The following is an 18014-nucleotide window of genomic DNA, read 5'->3' as shown; positions in this document are numbered from 1 at the left end:
GCCGGCTTCCCCTATAATCCGCCCTCCCCCAACCGGCCCGAAGCCGGAATTCTGGAGACGCACATGGGCTTTCTCGCCGGCAAGAAAATTCTGATCACCGGACTGTTGTCCAACCGCTCGATCGCCTATGGCATCGCCCAGGCCTGTCACCGCGAAGGCGCCGAGCTGGCATTCACCTACCAGAACGAGCGCTTCACCGATCGAGTCACCAAGATGGCGGGGGATTTCGGCTCGTCGATGGTGTTCGCCTGCGACGTGGCGGACGACGCGCAGATCGCCGCGCTGTTCGAACAACTTGCCGCGAAGTGGGACGGACTGGACGGGCTGGTGCATTCGATCGCTTTCGCGCCGGGCGAAGCGCTCGACGGCGACTTTCTCGATGGCCTCTCGCGCGAAGCCTTCCGCATCGCGCATGAAGTGAGCGCCTACAGCTTCCCGGCGCTGTGCAAGGCAGCGCGCCCGATGATGCAGGGGCGCAACGGCTCGGTGCTGACCCTGTCCTACCTCGGCGCCGTGCGTGCGCTGCCGAATTACAACGTAATGGGCCTGGCCAAAGCCAGCCTCGAAGCATCGGTGCGCTACCTTGCTGCCAGCCTCGGCCCGCAGGGCATCCGCGCCAACGCCGTGTCGGCAGGCCCGATCAAGACGCTGGCTGCCTCGGGCATCGGCAATTTCGGCAAGCTGCTGGCCTACAACGAGAAGAACGCACCGCTGCGCCGCAACGTGACCATCCAGGAAGTGGGCAATGTCGCCGCCTTCCTGCTGTCCGATCTTGCCAGCGGCGTGACCGGCGAAATCACCTATGTCGATGGCGGTTTCAGCCAGACCGCACTGAGCGCGGTCGACTGAGCCAGAGCCCGGCGGCAGCACCGTTGCGCCCTGTGGGAGCTGTTCCTGTAGGAGCGGCGACGGTTCTGTGGGAGATTCTATGTCTGAGCACAAGTGTTTTTGTGCTCCCTGGGTTGGTATTGCGAGCCGGTTTTCATGAGAGAGAACGCAACGCGAGCGATCTTTCTCGCGAGTGCGACGAGGGCCTGAGTGCAGGAGAATCCGCGAGCGATGCAGGCCTGATAGAAGGGTTTCCAGGTGGCTGAGCGGCTGGCTGCCATGGCGGCGTTGTGCAGGAGTCGGCGCACCTCCGGGTCGCCCTTTTTGCTCAGGGTGCCGCGGGCGTTCTGGTTTCCCGATTGGCGCACGCACACATCGAGCCCGAGATAGGCGATGAAGGCGTCTGCGCTTTTGAAGGCGCCCCGATGGAAGGTCGCGCACAAGGCGGCGGCGCTCAGCGGACCGACGCCTTCGATACCCTGGCAGCGGCGGTGATCGTCGATCCAGTCGCTGGCTTTGAGCTTTTCCACGATCTGGGCCTGAATCTGCTGGGCGAGCCGGTCGGCCTTGGCCAGCAAGGCGCGCACCTCGCGCTTGAAGCCGGGCAGATCGAACAGGCTCTGGCGCAAGATGACGGCGGTCCGGACCAGGGTGGCGCGACGACGCAGCAGTTGCTGCACGCGTTGCGTGGCCTCGGGCGGCAGCGTGTAGGGGCGCAGGTGCGAGCCCTCTTTGGCGACGTAGCGGGCGATGAGCCGGGCGTCGATCGGGTCGGTCTTGGCCCGCACGCTGGTGGCGCCGCGGTAGCGCGAGAGGCGGTAGCCGTCGATCAGGTAGAGCGGGTGCCCGGCCTTGATCACGGCGTCGCGCAGCGCGAGGTGGTAGGTGCCGGTGGCCTCGCAGCCGATGTGCAGCGGGCCGCTGGGCAAGGTGCGCAGCCAGGCCCGGATGGCTAGAGGGGTGTTGTCGATGCGCTGCACCGGGCCGTGCTCGCCCAGTGCGATATCGAGGCTGGCTTTGGATACGTCGATGCCGATGTGAATCGGCGAAGGCTGACTTGTCATGAACAGGCGCTCCCGACTAAGGTTTAGGGACTTGTCGGGACTCACCAGGCAATCGCTTGCAGGATATGGTCGATCAGGGCCGGCGAGGGCCGCGTCGATGGATTCCTCATGGGTGCTCGATGGTGAGGGGCGGGACGATATCTCCCACGGTCTGTGCAAAAGCCAGAAGCGGCGTTAGTCCCTCCACCCCGACAAGTTCTCACTACAACTTGCCGAGACAGAACATACAAGCGGCGGCCTCGCCGCGATACGCACTCTGCAATGCGACCATCGCTGCACGGATCGCGGCGAGGGCGGAGCGGGGGTTTCGGCGAGCACTGCTCGCCGCCCGCGGAGCCGGTTGGCCATGCAGGGCCAACAGTGGATCGCCGCTCCCACTGGTCACCGCTCCCGCAGATCGCCGTCACATCCAGCCTGTATCCTCCTTGCATCCGGGGCATTCGCCCCCAACTACCGTGATGGTCAAACGGTTCCGGAGGCAGGCTATGCGCAAGTTGTGGATGTCACTGTTGGCTCTTCTCACCGTCACGCTGCTGTCGGGCTGCGGCTACAACACGCTGCAGTCGGGCGACGAGCAGGTGAAGGCGGCGTGGTCGGAGGTGCTGAACCAATATCAGCGCCGAGCCGATCTCATCCCGAATCTGGTCAATACGGTCAAGGGCTTCGCAGAACAGGAAAAGGACATCCTGATCCGCGTGACCGAAGCGCGGGCCAAGGTCGGCGCCATCCAGGCCACGCCTGAACTGATCAACGATCCGCAGGCATTCGCGAAATTCCAGGCCGCCCAGGGCGAAATGGGCAGCGCGCTGTCGCGCCTGCTGGTGGTCGCCGAAAACTACCCGCAGCTCAAGTCGGACGCCAACTTCCGCGACCTGCAGGCGCAGCTCGAAGGCACGGAAAACCGCATCACCGTGGCGCGCAACCGCTACATCAAATCGGTGCAGGACTACAACGTGACGGTGCGCTCCTTCCCGAGCAATCTGACGGCGATGGTGTTCGGGCATGACGTGAAGCCGAACTTCACGGTCGAGAACGAGGCCGAGATTGCCCGCCCGCCGACGGTGGATTTCGGCACCGCACCGGCGAAACCGGCGGGCGCCACGCAGTGAGCCCGCAGTGAACCTGATGTCCGGCCTGCGCGCCGCATGCGGCGCGCTGCTGCTGTTCGCCGCACTGGCCTTTGCGCAGCTGGCGGTACCGCCGCTGAGTGCGCGCGTCACCGACCAGACCGGCACGTTGAGCCCGGCCACGACGGCCGCGCTTGAGCAGTCGCTGGCGGCTTTCGAGGCGCGCAAGGGCAGCCAGATCGCGGTGCTCATCGTGCCGACGACCGCGCCGGAAACCATCGAGCAGTACGCGCTGCGCGTTGCCGAAACCTGGAAGCTCGGCCGCCAGGGCGTCGATGATGGCGCGCTTTTGCTGGTGGCCAAGGACGATCGCACACTGCGCATCGAAGTCGGTTACGGGCTGGAAGGCGCGCTGACCGACATCACCGCCAAGCGGATCATTGCCGAAATCATCACGCCGCGCTTTCGCGAAGGCGACTTCGACGGCGGCGTGCGCGCCGGCGTCGAACGCATGGTGTCGGTGATCGACGGCGAACCGCTGCCGGCCGTATCGCAGAAGGCGGGCACATCGGCGAGCGACATCGAAGGCTACGTGCCGGTGCTGTTCGTCATCGCACTGGCGATGGGCGGCATCCTGCGCTCGGTTCTCGGCCGTCTGCCCGGCGCGCTGGTGACGGGCGGCGCGGTCGGCTTCGTCGCCTGGCTGATGGTGGGTGCGCTGGGCATCGCCATCGCCGCCGGCATCGTCGCACTGCTGGTCACGCTGTTCGGTGGCGGCGGACGCGGCCTCGGCGGCATGGGCGGCGGGCGGGGTGGCGGCTTCGGAGGAGGCGGTGGCTTCGGCGGTGGCGGCGGGGGTTTTGGCGGCGGCGGCGCGTCGGGTCGATGGTGAGCGCGCCGATGATGAAAAAGCCAATGAGCGAGCGGACGAACGAGCTGGCGAGCGGAGTGAGGTCATGAGCGTACTGCGCATGCTCAAGCATGCCTTCCATCTGCCCTGGCAGATGCACCGCGCGTTTCCGGCGGCCACGCTGCGCGACATCGAACAGGCGATCACGGCCAGCGAGACGCGCCACGCGGGCGAATTGCGTTTCGTGGTGGAGGGCGCGCAGCACCCGCTGGCGGTGTGGCGTGGCCAGACCGCACGCGAGCGCGCAATCGAGGTGTTTTCTCTGCTGCGCATCTGGGACACGGCACAGAACAACGGCGTGCTGGTCTATCTGCAGATGGCTGATCACGACATCGAAATCGTCGCCGATCGCGGCATCCGCGCGCGTGTCGGTGACGCCGAATGGGCGGCGCTTTGCGGGCAGCTGGAAACGCGCTTTGCGCGCGGCGAATTTCGCGACGGCGCGCTGGAGTGCGTCGAGGCGGTCACACAGGCACTGGCGCGCCACTTCCCGCCTGACGGCCACCCGCACAACGAGCTGCCGGACCGCGTAGTGCTGCTGTAGCGGCGGCCGACGCAACCAAGCTGCCGATCGGTTGCCCAAGCGCGGGCTGTCATGACCGGCCGGGTAAAATGCCCTTTCGGGCCTGTGCAGCGCACCCTTGCAGCCCTTTCGGAGAAAGATTTGCTGAGCTATTTCGAACGACGGGTCGATCCGTATCCGGACGGCACGCCTCCTGCGCCACCGAAAGGTCTGTTCGCCTTCCTGTGGAGCGGCACCGAAGGCATGCGCGGGCTGATCCTGCTGATGACGGCCTGTACCGCGCTTATCGGCGTATTCGAGGCGATGCTGTTCGCCATGCTCGGCAACATCGTCGACTGGCTGGGCAAGATCGAGCCGGCGCAATTGTGGACGCAGGAGCGCGAGCATCTGCTGATGCTGGGCGGCATCCTGCTCGCCAGTCCGCTGCTGATTGCGCTGCAGACGCTGATCAAGCATCAGTCGCTCGCGGGCAACTTCCCGATGCGGCTGCGCTGGAACTTCCACCGTCACATGCTCGACCAGAGCATGAGTTTCTACCAGGACGAATTCGCCGGCCGCATCGCCGCCAAGGTGATGCAGACCGCGCTCGCGGTGCGCGACACCTGGATGATCGTCGCCGACATCCTGGTGTTCGTCATCATCTACTTCGTCACCATGGTGGCGGTAGTCGGCAGTTTCGACCTGTGGCTGCTGCTGCCTTTCGCCGGCTGGCTGTCGCTGTACATGGCGGCCATGGTCTATTTCGTGCCGCGCCTGGGCAAGGTGGCGCAGTCGCAGGCGGACGCCCGCTCGCTGATGACCGGGCGCATCACCGACGCCTATACCAATATCGCGACCGTGAAACTGTTTTCGCATTCGGCGCGCGAGGCAATGTTCGCGCGCGACGCCATGCGCGAATTCATGGTGCCGGTGTACGCGCAGAGCCGGCTCGTGACCGGTTTCGAAATCGTCAATCACATCCTGAGCATGGGGCTGATCGCGAGTACTGCCGGCACCACGCTGTGGCTGTGGATGCAAGGCCAGGTCGGCGTCGGCGCGGTGGCCGCAGCCACGGCAATGGCACTGCGCCTGAACGGCATTTCGCACTGGGTGATGTGGGAACTGGCGTCGCTGTTCGAACAGATCGGTACCGTGCGCGATGGCATCAACACCTTGTCGCGGCCGCGACTGGTCAATGACCGTCCCGATGCACAGCCGCTGCAGGTCACGCGCGGCGACATCCGCTTCGAGCATGTCGATTTCGATTACGGCAACGGTCATGGCAGCGGCGAGCGGGTCATCGACGATCTGTCGCTGCACATCCGGCCGGGCGAGAAGATCGGCCTGGTCGGCCGCTCGGGTGCCGGCAAGTCGACGCTGATCAACCTGCTGCTGCGCTTTCACGACGTCGAGGGCGGCCGCATCCTGATCGACGGTCAGGACGTATCGCTCGGCACCCAGGACAGCCTGCGTGCGCAGATCGGCATGGTCACGCAGGACACCTCGCTGCTGCACCGCTCGGTACGCGACAACATCCTGTACGGCCGGCCGGACGCCGACGATGCCGACATGATCGCGGCCGCCGAGCGCGCGGAAGCCGACGAATTCATCGCCGATCTGGTCGATCCGAAGGGCCGGCGCGGCTACGACGCGCACGTCGGCGAACGCGGCGTGAAGCTGTCGGGCGGGCAGCGCCAGCGGGTAGCGATCGCGCGCGTCATGCTGAAGGACGCGCCCATCCTGCTTCTCGACGAGGCGACCAGTGCGCTCGATTCGGAAGTGGAGGCGGCGATCCAGGCCAGCCTGTATCGGCTGATGTCGGGCAAGACTGTGGTCGCCATTGCGCACCGGCTATCGACCATCGCCGCGATGGACCGCCTGATCGTGCTCGATCGCGGCCGCATCGTCGAAGAGGGTGACCACGCGACGCTGCTGGCAAGGGGCGGGTTGTACGCACGTCTGTGGGCGCATCAGAGCGGCGGCTTCCTCGGCGAGGATGTCGAAGAGCCGGCCGAAGCGGCCACTGCCGCAGTGGCCTGACCGGGCAGCAACGCCCCACCGGGGCGTGCCTGAAGTGTCAGCCGGCGGAGCGGCGATCGGGAAAATCGATGAGCACGCGATTGCGGCGACGGTCGACCCCGGGCTCCGCTGCCGCTTCATCAATCGACTGCAAGCCGACCAGACTGGCCATGCCGGCGCGCGCAAGATCGAGCGCTGCCACGTAGTCGCGCGCCAGCCGGAGAATGCGTGCGCTGTTCGGCGCGCCGAGCGGGCGGCGCACCACCGAACGGGCGGGGGCTGCATCGGCTTCGTCCGCCGTCGTGCGCCGCTCACGCATTTCGCCACGCGCCACGTCGGTCACCTCACTCTGCATGCGGAACAGCCGCTCGCGCAGTGACACGAGCGAGGTCGTCAGGCGGACCACAGTGGCCATGGTCGGCGGTTCGTTCGCGGCATCCGGACCGGCCGTGCGCGATGCATTCGATGTGCTGCGCAATCGTGTGAAGCGCGTCTCCCACACGCAGGCATCCCACTCGTTGTCGACATTGCCGCCCGCCGCCTGCCAGGCCGCGACGGCATCGAGTTCGCGTTCCCAGGGCATGCCGAGGCCGGTCTTCTCCGCCTGCAGCACGTCAAGGGGCGGGAGGAATTCCGCCGCGATGTCCTCCCCCGTTCCGGCGCCGGACCTCAACGGGCTTTCGGTGCTCATGTATGGGCCAGAGTCGGGGCTCTTTCCTGCACGTTTCATGACGGTCTCCTCCATCGGTAGTCGACGCTTCGTCCTGCGCGGCGCGTGGCCGCACGAGCGAAGCTTTCCTGGATCGCCGCTTGCAGGGCGCGGGCCTCGGGCGGTGCCGGGGTTTCTTCGTCTGCTGGCCGCTTGTTCGAATGTTGTTGGGTGGCGCAGCGGCAGGGCCTGCAATCGGCACACAATACGTACCGGCAGCAAGGCCGGCGCGCGTACCGTTACAGCGTAGAGGTTTTCGCGCAGGTTTCCCGCTGCACTGCAGCGATGTCGGCCCAAACCCCTTCATGGAAGCGCACCGCATGTCCGAGTCACCCGACGATGCAGACCTGATCACCCGCTCCACGCTGGGCCATTACGATCGCCATGCCGACGACTACTGGCAAGGTACGCGCGACCACGACGTGAGCCAGAACATCGCCGCCCTGCTGTCGTTCATCGAAGTCGAACCACCTTTCAAGCTGCTGGACTTCGGCTGCGGCCCCGGCCGCGACCTGAAAGCGCTGAAGGACATGGGCCACCACCCGACCGGGCTCGAGGGCGCTGCACGACCGGCCGCCCTGGCGCGCGAATTCAGCGGCTGCACGGTGCTGGAACAGAATTTCCTCGATCTCGACCTACCGACGGCGCACTTCGACGGCGTCTTTGCCAATGCTTCGCTGTTCCATGTGCCGGCGCGACTGCTGCCCCAAGTGCTGGGCAAGCTGTTCGCCGCACTCAAGCCCGGCGGCGTGCTGTTCAGCTCGAATCCGCGCGGCAACGGTCAGGAAGGGTGGAACGGCGATCGCTACGGCAGCTACCATGACCTCGACGGCTGGCGCCGCCACATGGGCGGCGCAGGTTTTGTCGAGCTGACCCACTACTACCGCCCCCCCGGCGTTCCGCCCGAACAGCAGAACTGGCTGGCCAGCGTGTGGCGCCGGCCGGCCGACTGAACAGGCCGCACGCAGCGTCGCGGGATCCGTGCCTGTGGGAGCGGTGAAGGTTTTGTGGGAGCGGCCTGTGGGAGCGGCGGCCCCGCCGCGATGGTACGGCGCTGGTCGCTGATCGAAGTGAAGATCGCGGCGAGGGCGGAGCGGGGGTTTCGGCGAGCACTGCTCGCCGCCCGCAGAGCCGCGGCGTCAGCGCGACCAGGCCTGCATCGCGCGACCTTCTGGCAGTTCGGTTTCGCCAGGCGGATTCAGCGGCCAGTGCCAGGTGTCGTGCTGCAGCCAGCCGGACGCGGCGAGGCGCGTCGGCAGGCCGGGCAGCAGGGGCATGTCGGCGGGACCGGGCGGCGGATGCGTCTGCGCGTATTCGATGATCAGGCAGGCGTGCGCCGCCTGCTGCAGCGCATCGACATGCGCCTGCTGGATGGCACGGCCGCGCCGCTCGACCTCGGGTTCGGTCATGCCCTGCCTCAGCCAAGCGCCGCACGGCAGCAGCGGCAACTGGCTCAGCAGGTTGACCGAGGCGCACCAGGCGCCTTCGGGCAGCGCTGGCGCACCTGTCGAGTCGCCCGAGAGGTCGGCGATCAATCCGGTCACGTCCTGCATCACGCACGCCACGCGCCCCGGGTGCCGGCGCGCCGCGTCATGGGCCGCCGGCGCGAAGGCGACGTCGACCAGATTGATGCGCTCGAACATCGTCAGCAGTTCGGCGAGCGGTACGTCGTGCAGCAGCCCGGCCCCCATGATCCAGGCCCGCTTCGGTGGCGTGCGGTCATTGGACGCGCGCTGCGCCGATGCCAGCAGCGCGGCGCGCGTGCGAGCGAGGTGATCGGCCCAGTGACGGCGCAGGCGCCGGTGGCGCACGACGAGGGCTGCCGATTCGCGCCGGTAACCCATGCGCCGGGCTTCGGGCAGGCAGTCGATGCGCCACCAGGCGAGCAGTTCGGCGATCACGGGACGGCATCGCCCCCGGGTGCGTGCAGCGCACGGGCGCGCGGCGCCGGATCCTGCCGGTAGAACAGCGCCAGCTGCGCATAGAGATCCGGCCACACGTCCTGGATCAGATCCGGAATTTCGAAGAAGCATTCCGACATGACGGCGAAGAACTCGGCCGGGCTTTCCGCGGCGTACTCGTCGATGCCGGTTTCGACACCGGCTTCGATATCGGCGCAGAAGCGCCGGTACGCGTGCGACCACACGCTCGCCCAGCGCGCCACGCTCATGCCTTCGTGCAGCGGCGGCAGGCCGTCGGCGTCGCCGTTGCGCATGTCGAGCTTGTGCGCGAACTCATGGATGACGACATTCACGCCGTCGGCCGCGTGATCGTCCGGCTGCCAGGACAGCAGCACCGGGCCGCCGGCCCACGCTTCGCCGATCAGCGGCTCCGAGTACTCATGCACCACGCCGGCGTCGTCCACGCTGTGCCGCGGCACCAGGAAGTCGCCCGGGTAGAGCACCACGCCCACCCAGTCGTCGTACCAGTCCAGCCCCAGCCTGAGGATGGGCAGGCAGGCCTGCAGCGCGATCTCGACCAGCTGGTCGTCGTGCAGCACCATGTCGTGCGCGCCGTGGAACTGCCGGCTGGCGATGAATTGGCGCGCCAGCGCGCGCAGCGCCGGCCGGTCGGCCGGATTGAGATAGTCGAGAAAGGGCAGCCGTGCCTCGATGCGCGCCCAGGTATCTGGCGTCACCTCGGGCAGGTCGGCGTCGGCCGGCGCAAGCGCGCGTCTGAGCCAATGAAACATTTGGCAATGGTCCTTGCTTGCGTAAGGTCAGGGGCGCGCCTATCGTACTGGCTCCGCAACCATGAAAGGAGGTGATCCGTGATGAAACGTCTCGCGATCCTGTTGGGGCTGGCGATGTTTGCGTCGTCCAGCGTTGTCATTGCATGCCCGGGCGAAAAGCACGGCGACGCCAAACCCCAGAGCTCCCAACCGGACAAGCCGAAGACCTGATTCGGGCAACTGTCGTGAGACAGGTGTCTGCGGGGCGACCGAGCGATCGGTCGCCCCTTTTCATTTCTGTGCCTCACGTGTCGGTGGCATCCGTCCATGCTGCTGCGCCGCAAGCCCCCGCGTCTCCGATCAGCGATAATCCCCACTATGGTTTCCGTCGTCCATTCCCTCGTCAGCGCAGATACTGCCCGCACCACGCTTGAGCTGCTGGTCGACGGTCTGGGTGACGCCGAGGCCGCCACGCTGCGCGCCGCCCACGACCGGGTGGCGGCGCTGTACGCCGGCCGCACGCTAGGCACCGGCGAGCCGATGCACGAACACGTGGTGGGTCAGGCGCTGATCTGCGCCTCGCTGCGGCTCGACCTCGAAACCCGACTCGCTGCGCTGCTGTTTCCGCTGCACGAGGTGATCGATGACGCCGATCAGCAGATTGCCGAACAGTACGGCCAGTCGGTCAGCGAACTGGTATCCGGCCTGCAGCGACTCGATCATCTGCGCCTGATCACCCGCTCGCACGCCACCAAAAGCACCACGGGTGCCGAGATCGGCAACCAGGCCGAGGTGCTGCGCAAGATGGTGCTGGCCATGGTGGCGGATGTTCGCGTCGTCATGCTGCGGCTGGCCTCGCGCGTGCAGAGCCTGCGCTGGCTCACGGTCAATCCGAACGAGCAGCGCATCGACATGGCGCGCGAATCGCTCGACATCTATGCGCCGCTCGCCAACCGGCTCGGCGTATGGCAACTGAAGTGGGAGCTGGAAGACCTGTCCTTCCGCTTTCTCGAACCCGATACCTACAAGCGCATCGCGAAGCAGCTCGACGAGAAACGCCTCGAACGCGAAGCCTTCATCGCCGATTCGATGGCGCGGCTGCGGGCCGAGCTGGCCAGCGCCGGCATCAAGGCGGAAATCCAGGGCCGGCCGAAACACATCTACAGCATCTGGAACAAGATGCGCGCCAAGCGCATCGAGTTCGCAGAGGTGTATGACGTGCGTGCGCTGCGCGTGCTGGTCGACGAGGTGCGCGACTGCTACGCCGCGCTCGGCGTGGTGCACCAGCTGTGGCAACCGCTGCCGCGCGAATTCGACGACTACATCGCGCACCCGAAGGGCAACAACTATCGTTCGCTGCACACCGCCGTCGTGGCACCGGACGGCCGCTCGCTCGAGGTGCAGATCCGCACGCGGGAGATGCACCAGCACGCTGAAATGGGCGTGGCGGCGCACTGGCGCTACAAGGAAGGTTCCGGCCAGGACAAGGATTACGACGACAAGATCGCCTGGCTGCGCCAGCTGCTGTCGTGGCGTGACGAAATCGCCGACCACTCGGAATGGGTGGAGCAGTTCAAGCGTGCCGCGCTCGACGACACGCTGTATGTGCTGACGCCGCAGGGCAAGGTGATCGACCTGCCGCAGGGCGCGACGCCGATCGACTTCGCCTACCGGCTGCACACCGATCTGGGCCACCGCTGCCGCGGCGCGCGCGTCAACGGCCAGCTGGTACCGCTCAACACACCGCTCGACAACGGCCAGCGGGTGGAAATCATCGCCGCAAAGCAGGGCGGCCCGTCGCGCGACTGGCTGAATCCGCAGCAGGGTTACATCGCGACCCATCAGGCGCGCGTGAAGGTGCGCCGCTGGTTCGCCCAGATCGAGGAAGGCGAAACGCTGGCGCAGGGCCGCAATTGGCTTACGCGCGAGCTGTCGCGCGAAGGCGCAACCCAGACCAATCTGGACGAGCTGGCGCAGAAGCTGGGCTATAACAGCGTCGACGCCATGCTGATCGCGTGCGCGCACGGCGAGGTCGGGCCGCGCGCGATTCATGTCGCACTCAAGGGCGAGGAGCCGCAGCCTGACGAGCCGCTGATCAAGCCGCGCGCACCGCGTGCCGTGGGTGAGCGCGGCGTCCTGGTGGAAGGTGTCGGCAAGCTGCTGACCCAGCTTGGACGCTGCTGCAAGCCGGCGCCGCCGGATCCGATTTCGGGCTTCGTCACGCGCGGGCGCGGCGTGGCCGTGCACCGCAGCGACTGCCCGAACTACATCAACATGGTGGCGCGCAATCCGGAACGGGTGGTCGACGCGCAGTGGGGTGAAATCGCCAGCCAGGATCCGGAATCGCGCTTCGCCGCCGACCTGCTGGTCGAGGCGCATGACCGGCAGGGTTTGCTGCGCGACATATCCGAGCTGCTGTCGCGCGAACGCATCAATGTGACGGCTGTGAGCACGCTGTCGAAAGCCGACATGGCGCGCATGAGCTTCACGGTCGAAATCGCGAGCGTCGGCCAGATCCAGAAAATACTGACGCTGCTGCGCGACGTCGACGGCGTGGTGGAGGCGCGGCGCGGCTGAGCCGCCTGCCCCGGGCCTGCGGGCAGGCGCCGCTTACGTTCAGAAAAGCTCGACTTCGCCGGTAGACATGGCTGTCTTGCCGGGCGCATTCAGGTTCATCGCCTTCGTGGCGGCGTCGGCGTCGGCCAGCAGGCGCGACAGCACCTCATTGCGCTGGGTCACGCGCGAAACGCCATCGCGCTGCTCGACATCGCGGTGCGCGTCGAAAACGCCATTCACATAGTGCGCCATCAATTGCGACTGTTCGCGCACGCGCGCCAGCACCTGATTCACCATGTCCTCGAACTGCATCGACACGATGCTCTGCATCACCGTGTCGTGAATGGCACCAGACAGTTCGTTCACCCGCTCGGCCTGCAGGGCGGCGTGGCGGTTGATGTCCTCCATCCGGCGCCGCAACTGTTCCGCGTTAGCCTCGGCCGCGCGTGCCGAACCGATGTCGGTGCTGGCCGACTGCGTGACCACCTGGCCGGTTTCGACGATGGATTCATTCACGTGCTTGAGCAGTGTGCCGATTTCCTGGCTGAAGGACTCCGTGCGTTGCGCGAGCTTGCGCACTTCGTCGGCCACCACGGCGAAACCACGACCCGCTTCGCCGGCACGCGCCGCTTCGATCGCCGCGTTCAACGCGAGCAGCGAGGTCTGGCGGTTGATTTCGTTCACCTGGCCGATGAGGCCGCGCACCTGATCGAGCTGGCTGCGCACGCCCTGAAAGCGGTCGGCGATGACGATGCTGTCGGCGCCGAGCTTTTCCGCCGTGCCGACGAATGCCGACAGCGCGGTCTGGGTGTCTCCCGCAAACCGCTCGATTTCAGCGCGGCGCTGCGCCTGTTCTTCGTCTGCGGCCAGTGCCTGCAACTGTTCCACCATCGCACGCAGCGTGCCCTGCCCGCTGCTTTCGCGCAGCCGGCTGGCCGCGTCCGACACGATGCCCTGACTGTGTTCGAGTGAGCCCTGCAGGCGCTGGAACTGTTCGCGACTGCCGGTGGCCAGCGCCGAACACAATTCGTCGTAGCGATTGACGTTGCGGTCTATGTCCGCCATGCGGGCGGCCTGACGGGCCGCATGGTGCCGACGCGCCCGACGGCTCAGTACCTGAGACGCGATCAGACTGGCGATCGCTGCCGCCAGCAGCGTGTGGATCCATCCTGTCGCCAACCCGCTTACCGACAATCCTGCTGCGGCGCCACTCAGCACCAGACCTGCCCATACTGCGACATCGTCGCCCCGCATTGACCGCATACCCATGATTGCCCGTGTCCTGTCTGTTGGAATTGTTTGACCTGAGCTTAATCGGTCGATCTGAACCAAGTCTTGAACCGGCATTCGTGAGAATTGACCGGGCACGGCAGGAATCGCGGACGGACGAGGCGGGAGGGCGGGAAGCGGACGGTGCTGGTGGCCCCAACAGGAATCGAACCTGTACCTACCCCTTAGGAGGGGGTTGTTGTATCCATTCAACTATGGAGCCGGCGGCCGCGATTGTACCCGGGTGACCGGCTTGCTGCGGTGCGGCGATATAATGCTGCGCCGCTCCACTTCCCGTGTTCCCCATGCCACTGATCACCCTCGATAACGCCTGCCTTGCTTTCGGCGACGTGCCGCTGCTTGACCACACCGCGCTGGTGGTCGAACCCGGCGAGCGACTGGCGCTGATCGGGCGCAACGGCACCGGTAAATCCAGCCTGCTGAAGATTCTCGCCGGCGACGCCGCGCTCGACGATGGCACGTTCTGGCGCCAGCCCGGCATGAAGCTGGCCTATGTGTCGCAGGAGCCGAAGTTCGAACCGGGTGCGCGCGTCTTCGACGCGATCGCGCAAGGGCTGGGCGAGCTGGCACAGCTGCTGATCGATTATCACGACGTAGCCGAAGCGATGGCGCACGGCGACGAAACCGTGTTCGACCGCATGTCCGAACTGCAGGACGCGCTGGAGCACCATCAGGCCTGGCGCTTCGAACAGCGCATCGAACAGGCGCTCGAGCGGCTGGCGCTGCCGGGCGATGCGAAGGTGGAATCGCTGTCCGGCGGCATGTTGAAGCGCGTGGCACTAGCGCGCGCGCTGGTCGCCGAGCCGGACATGCTGCTGCTCGACGAGCCGACCAACCACCTCGACCTCGACGGCATCGCCTGGCTGGAAGCGCTGCTGAACGACTTCCGTGGCGCCAGCCTCGTGATCACCCACGACCGGCGCTTTCTCGACAGCTTCGCCAGCCGTATCCTCGAACTGGACCGTGGCCAGCTGCGCAGCTACCCCGGCCGCTACGCCGAGTACGTGGCGCGCAAGGCCGACGAACTGTCGGCCGAGGCGCTCGAATCGGCGCGCGCCGACAAGTTGCTGGCGCAGGAAGAGGTATGGATACGCAAGGGTGTCGAGGCACGGCGCACGCGGGCGCAGTTCCGCGTCAAGCGACTCGACGAACTGCGCGCCCGGCGCGAGGCGCGCCGCGACCAGATGGGCCGGGCACGCCTCGAGGTCGATCGCGGCGAAGCGTCGGGCCAACTGGTGGCCGAACTGGAAGATGTCAGCAAAAGCTTCGGTGACAAGGTGGTCGTGCGCAACTTCACGGCGCGCATCGTGCGCGGCGACAAGGTCGGCTTCATCGGCCCGAACGGCGCCGGCAAGACCACGCTGCTCAAGCTCATCCTCGGTCAGCTGCAGGCCGACAGCGGTGTAGTGCGCAACGGCACGCGCATCGAGGTCGCCTACTTCGACCAGTTCCGCAGCCAGCTCGACGATTCGGCGACGCTGGCCGAGGTGATCAGTCCGGGCTCGGACTTCGTCGAAATCGCCGGCAAGCGCACGCATGTGATCGGCTACCTGGGCGACTTCCTGTTCCCGCCGCAGCGCGCGCGCGCCAAGGTCGAGTCGCTGTCCGGCGGTGAGCGCAACCGCCTGCTGCTGGCGCGGCTGTTCGCCCGCCCGGCCAATGTGCTGGTGCTCGACGAACCGACCAACGATCTCGACATGGAAACGCTGGACCTGCTCGAACAGCTGCTGCAGGACTACGACGGCACCGTGCTGCTGGTATCGCACGACCGCGCCTTCCTCGACGCCGTGGTGACGCAGACCGTTGCCTACGAAGGAGACGGACGCTGGCGCGAATACATCGGCGGCTACACCGACTGGGTGGCGCAGCGCGCCACGGTGCAGGCGGCCGCCAGTGCGGCAGCGAAAGTCGCCAGCGCGCCGGCTGCGAAAGGCGACAAGCCCTCAGCCACTGCTGCGAAGTCGAAACTCAGTTTCAAGGAACAGAAGGAACTGGACGGGCTGCCTGACCTGATCGCCACGCTCGAAGCAGAACAGACAACGCTCACCGACCGCCTGTCGGCCGGCACGGGCAGCGATGCGGCGAAGGTATCGGCGCGCCTGGGTGAGCTTGCCACGCTGATCGATCAGGCGATGGTGCGCTGGGAGGTGCTGGAAGCCCGGCGCTGACTCAGCATGGCAGTACCGACCCGAGGCATCTGTCGAATTTTTTGACAACGCTGTTCGATCGCGCTGCACCGGTTTAAGAAATCAGCAACGCCGCCATGGGCTTAGTCGAATTGGCACACGCTTTGCTGAACGCACATCAATCGGGACTTTTTCCCGGAAATCCGTTCCATAACGGGGGAGACACCATGACAACGCTTACAAAAAATACCGTTGCGCGCGGGCTGGTTGCCTTGTTGGCATCAGGTTTTGCGGCCGCGGTGCACGCTGCGCCAACAATTAGCCTTGTTAACCAGGGTTACGTGACTTACGGCGACGCGAACTCGTATTCGATTCCGGCCATGGGAAAGCAGGTTCTGGCAGGCCTCGGTCAAATTGATCTGTATGTCAGACTTGGCACGCCAACCCAACTGGACAATGCGGAAGCGGACATGGACGACGCGTTCGATCTGCCTTCTGCCAACATCACAGAGGGCTTTCGCACATCGGGGCCGCAAGCCGACCCCAACGGGACAGGTTCCTGGGATCGCGACGGTTGGTGGGACAGTTCGCTGGCAGCGATGAATTCCGCAATCGATCTTTTGACGAATTCCATCATTTTCTTTTTTGCGAACAACGAAACCGGCGGTCAGAACGCGAATCCGAATCTGGCAGCCTGGATGCGCGTCGAGGTCACCCAGATCAGTTCAGGACAGTTGCTTGGCCGATATGACCTGACCAACGATTTCAACCAGGACGGCTCATCAGTGTATGGCGGGATTCCCGATTTCACCGGTGCAAGCAACACCGGCATCGTGCTTGGCGATCCGACTTTGTATACAAGCAGCGGGGACGCCCCGAAGGTTGCAGATTTCGTCCAGTCAGGCGGCGACGTCTGTATCGACGGCGCGGGCCTGATCGTCAGTTGTTCCGGTCCCTACGCGGAAAGATTCCAGCACAACCTCGGTGGCGACCGCGCAGCTTATGCGGTGGTGATGCCTGAGCTCGACGCGTTGATTGCAGGCCTGCTCGCGACTCCGAACGTCGATCTCGGCGATTTCGCCATTCATGTCGACTTCCGCCTCGGCTGTGGCCCGGAGACGAACGCGGATGGCTCGTCGTTTCCGAGGACAGCCCAAGGCCAGAGCACGGAATGCGACCCGAACTACGCAATCAACGGTGGTGCTGAAAAACTGTTCATCGGCACCCAACTCAGAAGCGATCAACAGATTCCAGAACCTTCGACGATCGCGCTTGCTTCGCTGGGGCTGATTGCCGCGGCCATGATCCGCCGCAAAACCAGTGCGCGCTGAATCGCGCATCAGCAAACGGCAGCGGAAACAAGAAAAAGGACGCTCAAGCGTCCTTTTTCACATCATTCAGGTTGGTCTGACGCGGCGCCAGGCGGAGGCGATCCATCCATCGGCAGGCCAAGCCGGCCGAGCAGGGTTTCGTGGCTGACGCGCAGCAAGGCCTCGATCGCCGCAAAATCGTCCGGCAACGCAGGATCGTCCCAACCCTTGGCGCTGTGGCGCGCCAGATCGATGGCCAGCGACACGTTGCGGGTACGCGGAGTGGCCGCATGGCGGCCGTCCATCAGTTCGACCAGCAGCGACGGCAGTTTCCAGGCCCGCACCAGCGCGAGCTGGAGCTCATGCGCGGTGACGTTGAACACCGCCTTCTGCGCGGCGGCCGTGCGCATGCCCGGGTTGGCGCGCAGCAGGTCGCGCAGGTCGAGCGACAGCTTGGGCGCAAACACCCAGCACAGCACTTCCGCGACGTCGTGCAGCAGCGTGGCGACGGTGATTTCATCCACATCCATGTCGTGCCGCATGAGCGCCCACTCGCGTGCCCAGCTGGTGGCGCGACGCGCGCGTGCAATCACGCGCATGACACCGAGCAGCGCCTGCGGATGGCCGTGCAGATGATCTTCCAGCGTGGGCAGGCCGTCGAAATGATTGAAGAAGGGCGAAATGCCTATCATCATCAGCGCCCGCTCGATGGTCGTGATGTCGTGATGCTGGCTGTGACGGTTGCGCGATTCGATGAAGGCGAGCACCCGCAGCGTCATCAGTGGGTCGTGCAGCACGACCTGGGCGATGCTGCGCGCGCTGACCGAGTGCTCCTTCTCGCGCAGTACGGCCAGTTCGCGCACGGTACGTGCGAGAACGGGGAGGGGCTTGTCCCCCATGTACGCCACCCAGCCGTCAAGGGTGGCAATCGAAACGTCGCGCATGATTCAGGTCCTTCGTTC

The 18014-nt window shown here is 65.8% G+C and carries 16 protein-coding genes and 1 tRNA gene; 10 read left to right on the top strand and 7 right to left on the bottom strand.

The features are described from left to right. The first annotated feature begins 63 nt into the window (after window positions 1–63). A complete protein-coding gene (gene fabI / locus BSY238_RS14435; protein WP_069039754.1) occupies window positions 64–849 on the top strand; it encodes an enoyl-ACP reductase FabI in 786 nt (261 codons plus the stop codon). Window positions 850–926: 77 nt separating this feature from the next. Here the strand turns inward: fabI and BSY238_RS14430 are convergent, their stop codons facing one another. Continuing rightward, window positions 927–1892: an IS110 family transposase gene (locus BSY238_RS14430; protein ID WP_069037672.1), complete on the bottom strand. Its 966-nt coding sequence runs from the start codon at window positions 1890–1892 to the stop codon at window positions 927–929. A 485-nt stretch (window positions 1893–2377) separates the two neighbouring features. Here BSY238_RS14430 and BSY238_RS14425 point away from each other — a divergent pair, with 485 nt between their 5' ends. From BSY238_RS14425 to BSY238_RS14410, 4 genes are all read left to right on the top strand, one after another. Continuing rightward, window positions 2378–3001: a LemA family protein gene (locus BSY238_RS14425; protein ID WP_069039753.1), complete on the top strand. Its 624-nt coding sequence runs from the start codon at window positions 2378–2380 to the stop codon at window positions 2999–3001. 7 nt (window positions 3002–3008) lie between these two features. Beyond that, entirely contained in the window at window positions 3009–3851 is an 843-nt protein-coding gene (locus tag BSY238_RS14420; RefSeq protein ID WP_069039752.1) for a TPM domain-containing protein, read from the top strand. A 64-nt stretch (window positions 3852–3915) separates the two neighbouring features. Next, entirely contained in the window at window positions 3916–4413 is a 498-nt protein-coding gene (locus tag BSY238_RS14415) for a TPM domain-containing protein (RefSeq protein ID WP_069040713.1), read from the top strand. 120 nt (window positions 4414–4533) lie between these two features. Further along, on the top strand, window positions 4534–6411 hold the full coding sequence (locus BSY238_RS14410; protein ID WP_069039751.1) for an ABC transporter ATP-binding protein: 1878 nt from the start codon (window positions 4534–4536) through the stop codon (window positions 6409–6411). A 37-nt stretch (window positions 6412–6448) separates the two neighbouring features. Here BSY238_RS14410 and BSY238_RS14405 read toward each other — a convergent pair whose 3' ends face one another. After that, window positions 6449–7081: a hypothetical protein gene (locus BSY238_RS14405; protein ID WP_150123951.1), complete on the bottom strand. Its 633-nt coding sequence runs from the start codon at window positions 7079–7081 to the stop codon at window positions 6449–6451. Window positions 7082–7419: 338 nt separating this feature from the next. On the opposite strand from BSY238_RS14405, the gene BSY238_RS14400 reads away from it, so the two are divergent. Then, window positions 7420–8052, top strand: a complete 633-nt coding sequence (locus BSY238_RS14400; protein ID WP_083224160.1) for a class I SAM-dependent methyltransferase — start codon at window positions 7420–7422, stop codon at window positions 8050–8052. Between the two features lie 186 nt (window positions 8053–8238). On the opposite strand, the gene BSY238_RS14395 is transcribed toward BSY238_RS14400, so the two are convergent. Next, the gene (locus BSY238_RS14395; protein WP_069039748.1) at window positions 8239–9000 is read right to left on the bottom strand and encodes a hypothetical protein; all 762 of its coding nucleotides are present in this window, start codon (window positions 8998–9000) and stop codon (window positions 8239–8241) included. Then, entirely contained in the window at window positions 8997–9791 is a 795-nt protein-coding gene (locus tag BSY238_RS14390) for a zinc-dependent peptidase (RefSeq protein ID WP_069039747.1), read from the bottom strand. The genes BSY238_RS14395 and BSY238_RS14390 overlap by 4 nt, the downstream gene beginning before the upstream one ends. Before the next feature lie 78 nt (window positions 9792–9869). Here BSY238_RS14390 and BSY238_RS18940 point away from each other — a divergent pair, with 78 nt between their 5' ends. Both BSY238_RS18940 and BSY238_RS14385 read left to right on the top strand, forming a co-directional pair. After that, complete coding sequence (locus tag BSY238_RS18940; protein WP_257784847.1) at window positions 9870–10001, top strand: hypothetical protein; 132 nt, start codon at window positions 9870–9872, stop codon at window positions 9999–10001. A 147-nt stretch (window positions 10002–10148) separates the two neighbouring features. Then, window positions 10149–12347, top strand: a complete 2199-nt coding sequence (locus tag BSY238_RS14385) for a RelA/SpoT family protein (RefSeq protein ID WP_069039746.1) — start codon at window positions 10149–10151, stop codon at window positions 12345–12347. A gap of 39 nt (window positions 12348–12386) precedes the next feature. Here BSY238_RS14385 and BSY238_RS14380 read toward each other — a convergent pair whose 3' ends face one another. After that, window positions 12387–13595 carry a methyl-accepting chemotaxis protein gene (locus tag BSY238_RS14380; RefSeq protein WP_190295024.1) on the bottom strand — a complete coding sequence of 403 codons (1209 nt, stop codon included), beginning with the start codon at window positions 13593–13595 and terminating at the stop codon, window positions 12387–12389. Window positions 13596–13743: 148 nt separating this feature from the next. Beyond that, window positions 13744–13818: transfer RNA gene (locus BSY238_RS14375), tRNA-Arg, on the bottom strand. Window positions 13819–13900: 82 nt separating this feature from the next. On the opposite strand from BSY238_RS14375, the gene BSY238_RS14370 reads away from it, so the two are divergent. Together BSY238_RS14370 and BSY238_RS14365 are read left to right on the top strand one after the other, a co-directional pair. Further along, window positions 13901–15784, top strand: a complete 1884-nt coding sequence (locus BSY238_RS14370) for an ATP-binding cassette domain-containing protein (RefSeq protein ID WP_069039744.1) — start codon at window positions 13901–13903, stop codon at window positions 15782–15784. A gap of 185 nt (window positions 15785–15969) precedes the next feature. Further along, window positions 15970–17073 (top strand): PEP-CTERM sorting domain-containing protein, encoded by a 1104-nt coding sequence (locus BSY238_RS14365; protein WP_069039743.1) that lies wholly within the window; start codon window positions 15970–15972, stop codon window positions 17071–17073. A gap of 62 nt (window positions 17074–17135) precedes the next feature. Here BSY238_RS14365 and BSY238_RS14360 read toward each other — a convergent pair whose 3' ends face one another. Then, a complete protein-coding gene (locus BSY238_RS14360) occupies window positions 17136–17996 on the bottom strand; it encodes an HDOD domain-containing protein (protein ID WP_069039742.1) in 861 nt (286 codons plus the stop codon). Window positions 17997–18014: the final 18 nt, after the last annotated feature.

This window comes from Methyloversatilis sp. RAC08 (assembly GCF_001713355.1).
Taxonomy (GTDB): Bacteria; Pseudomonadota; Gammaproteobacteria; order Burkholderiales; family Rhodocyclaceae; genus Methyloversatilis.
The sequence above is the reverse complement of the archived record's forward strand: the minus strand, read 5'-3'. Positions and strand labels throughout refer to the sequence as shown.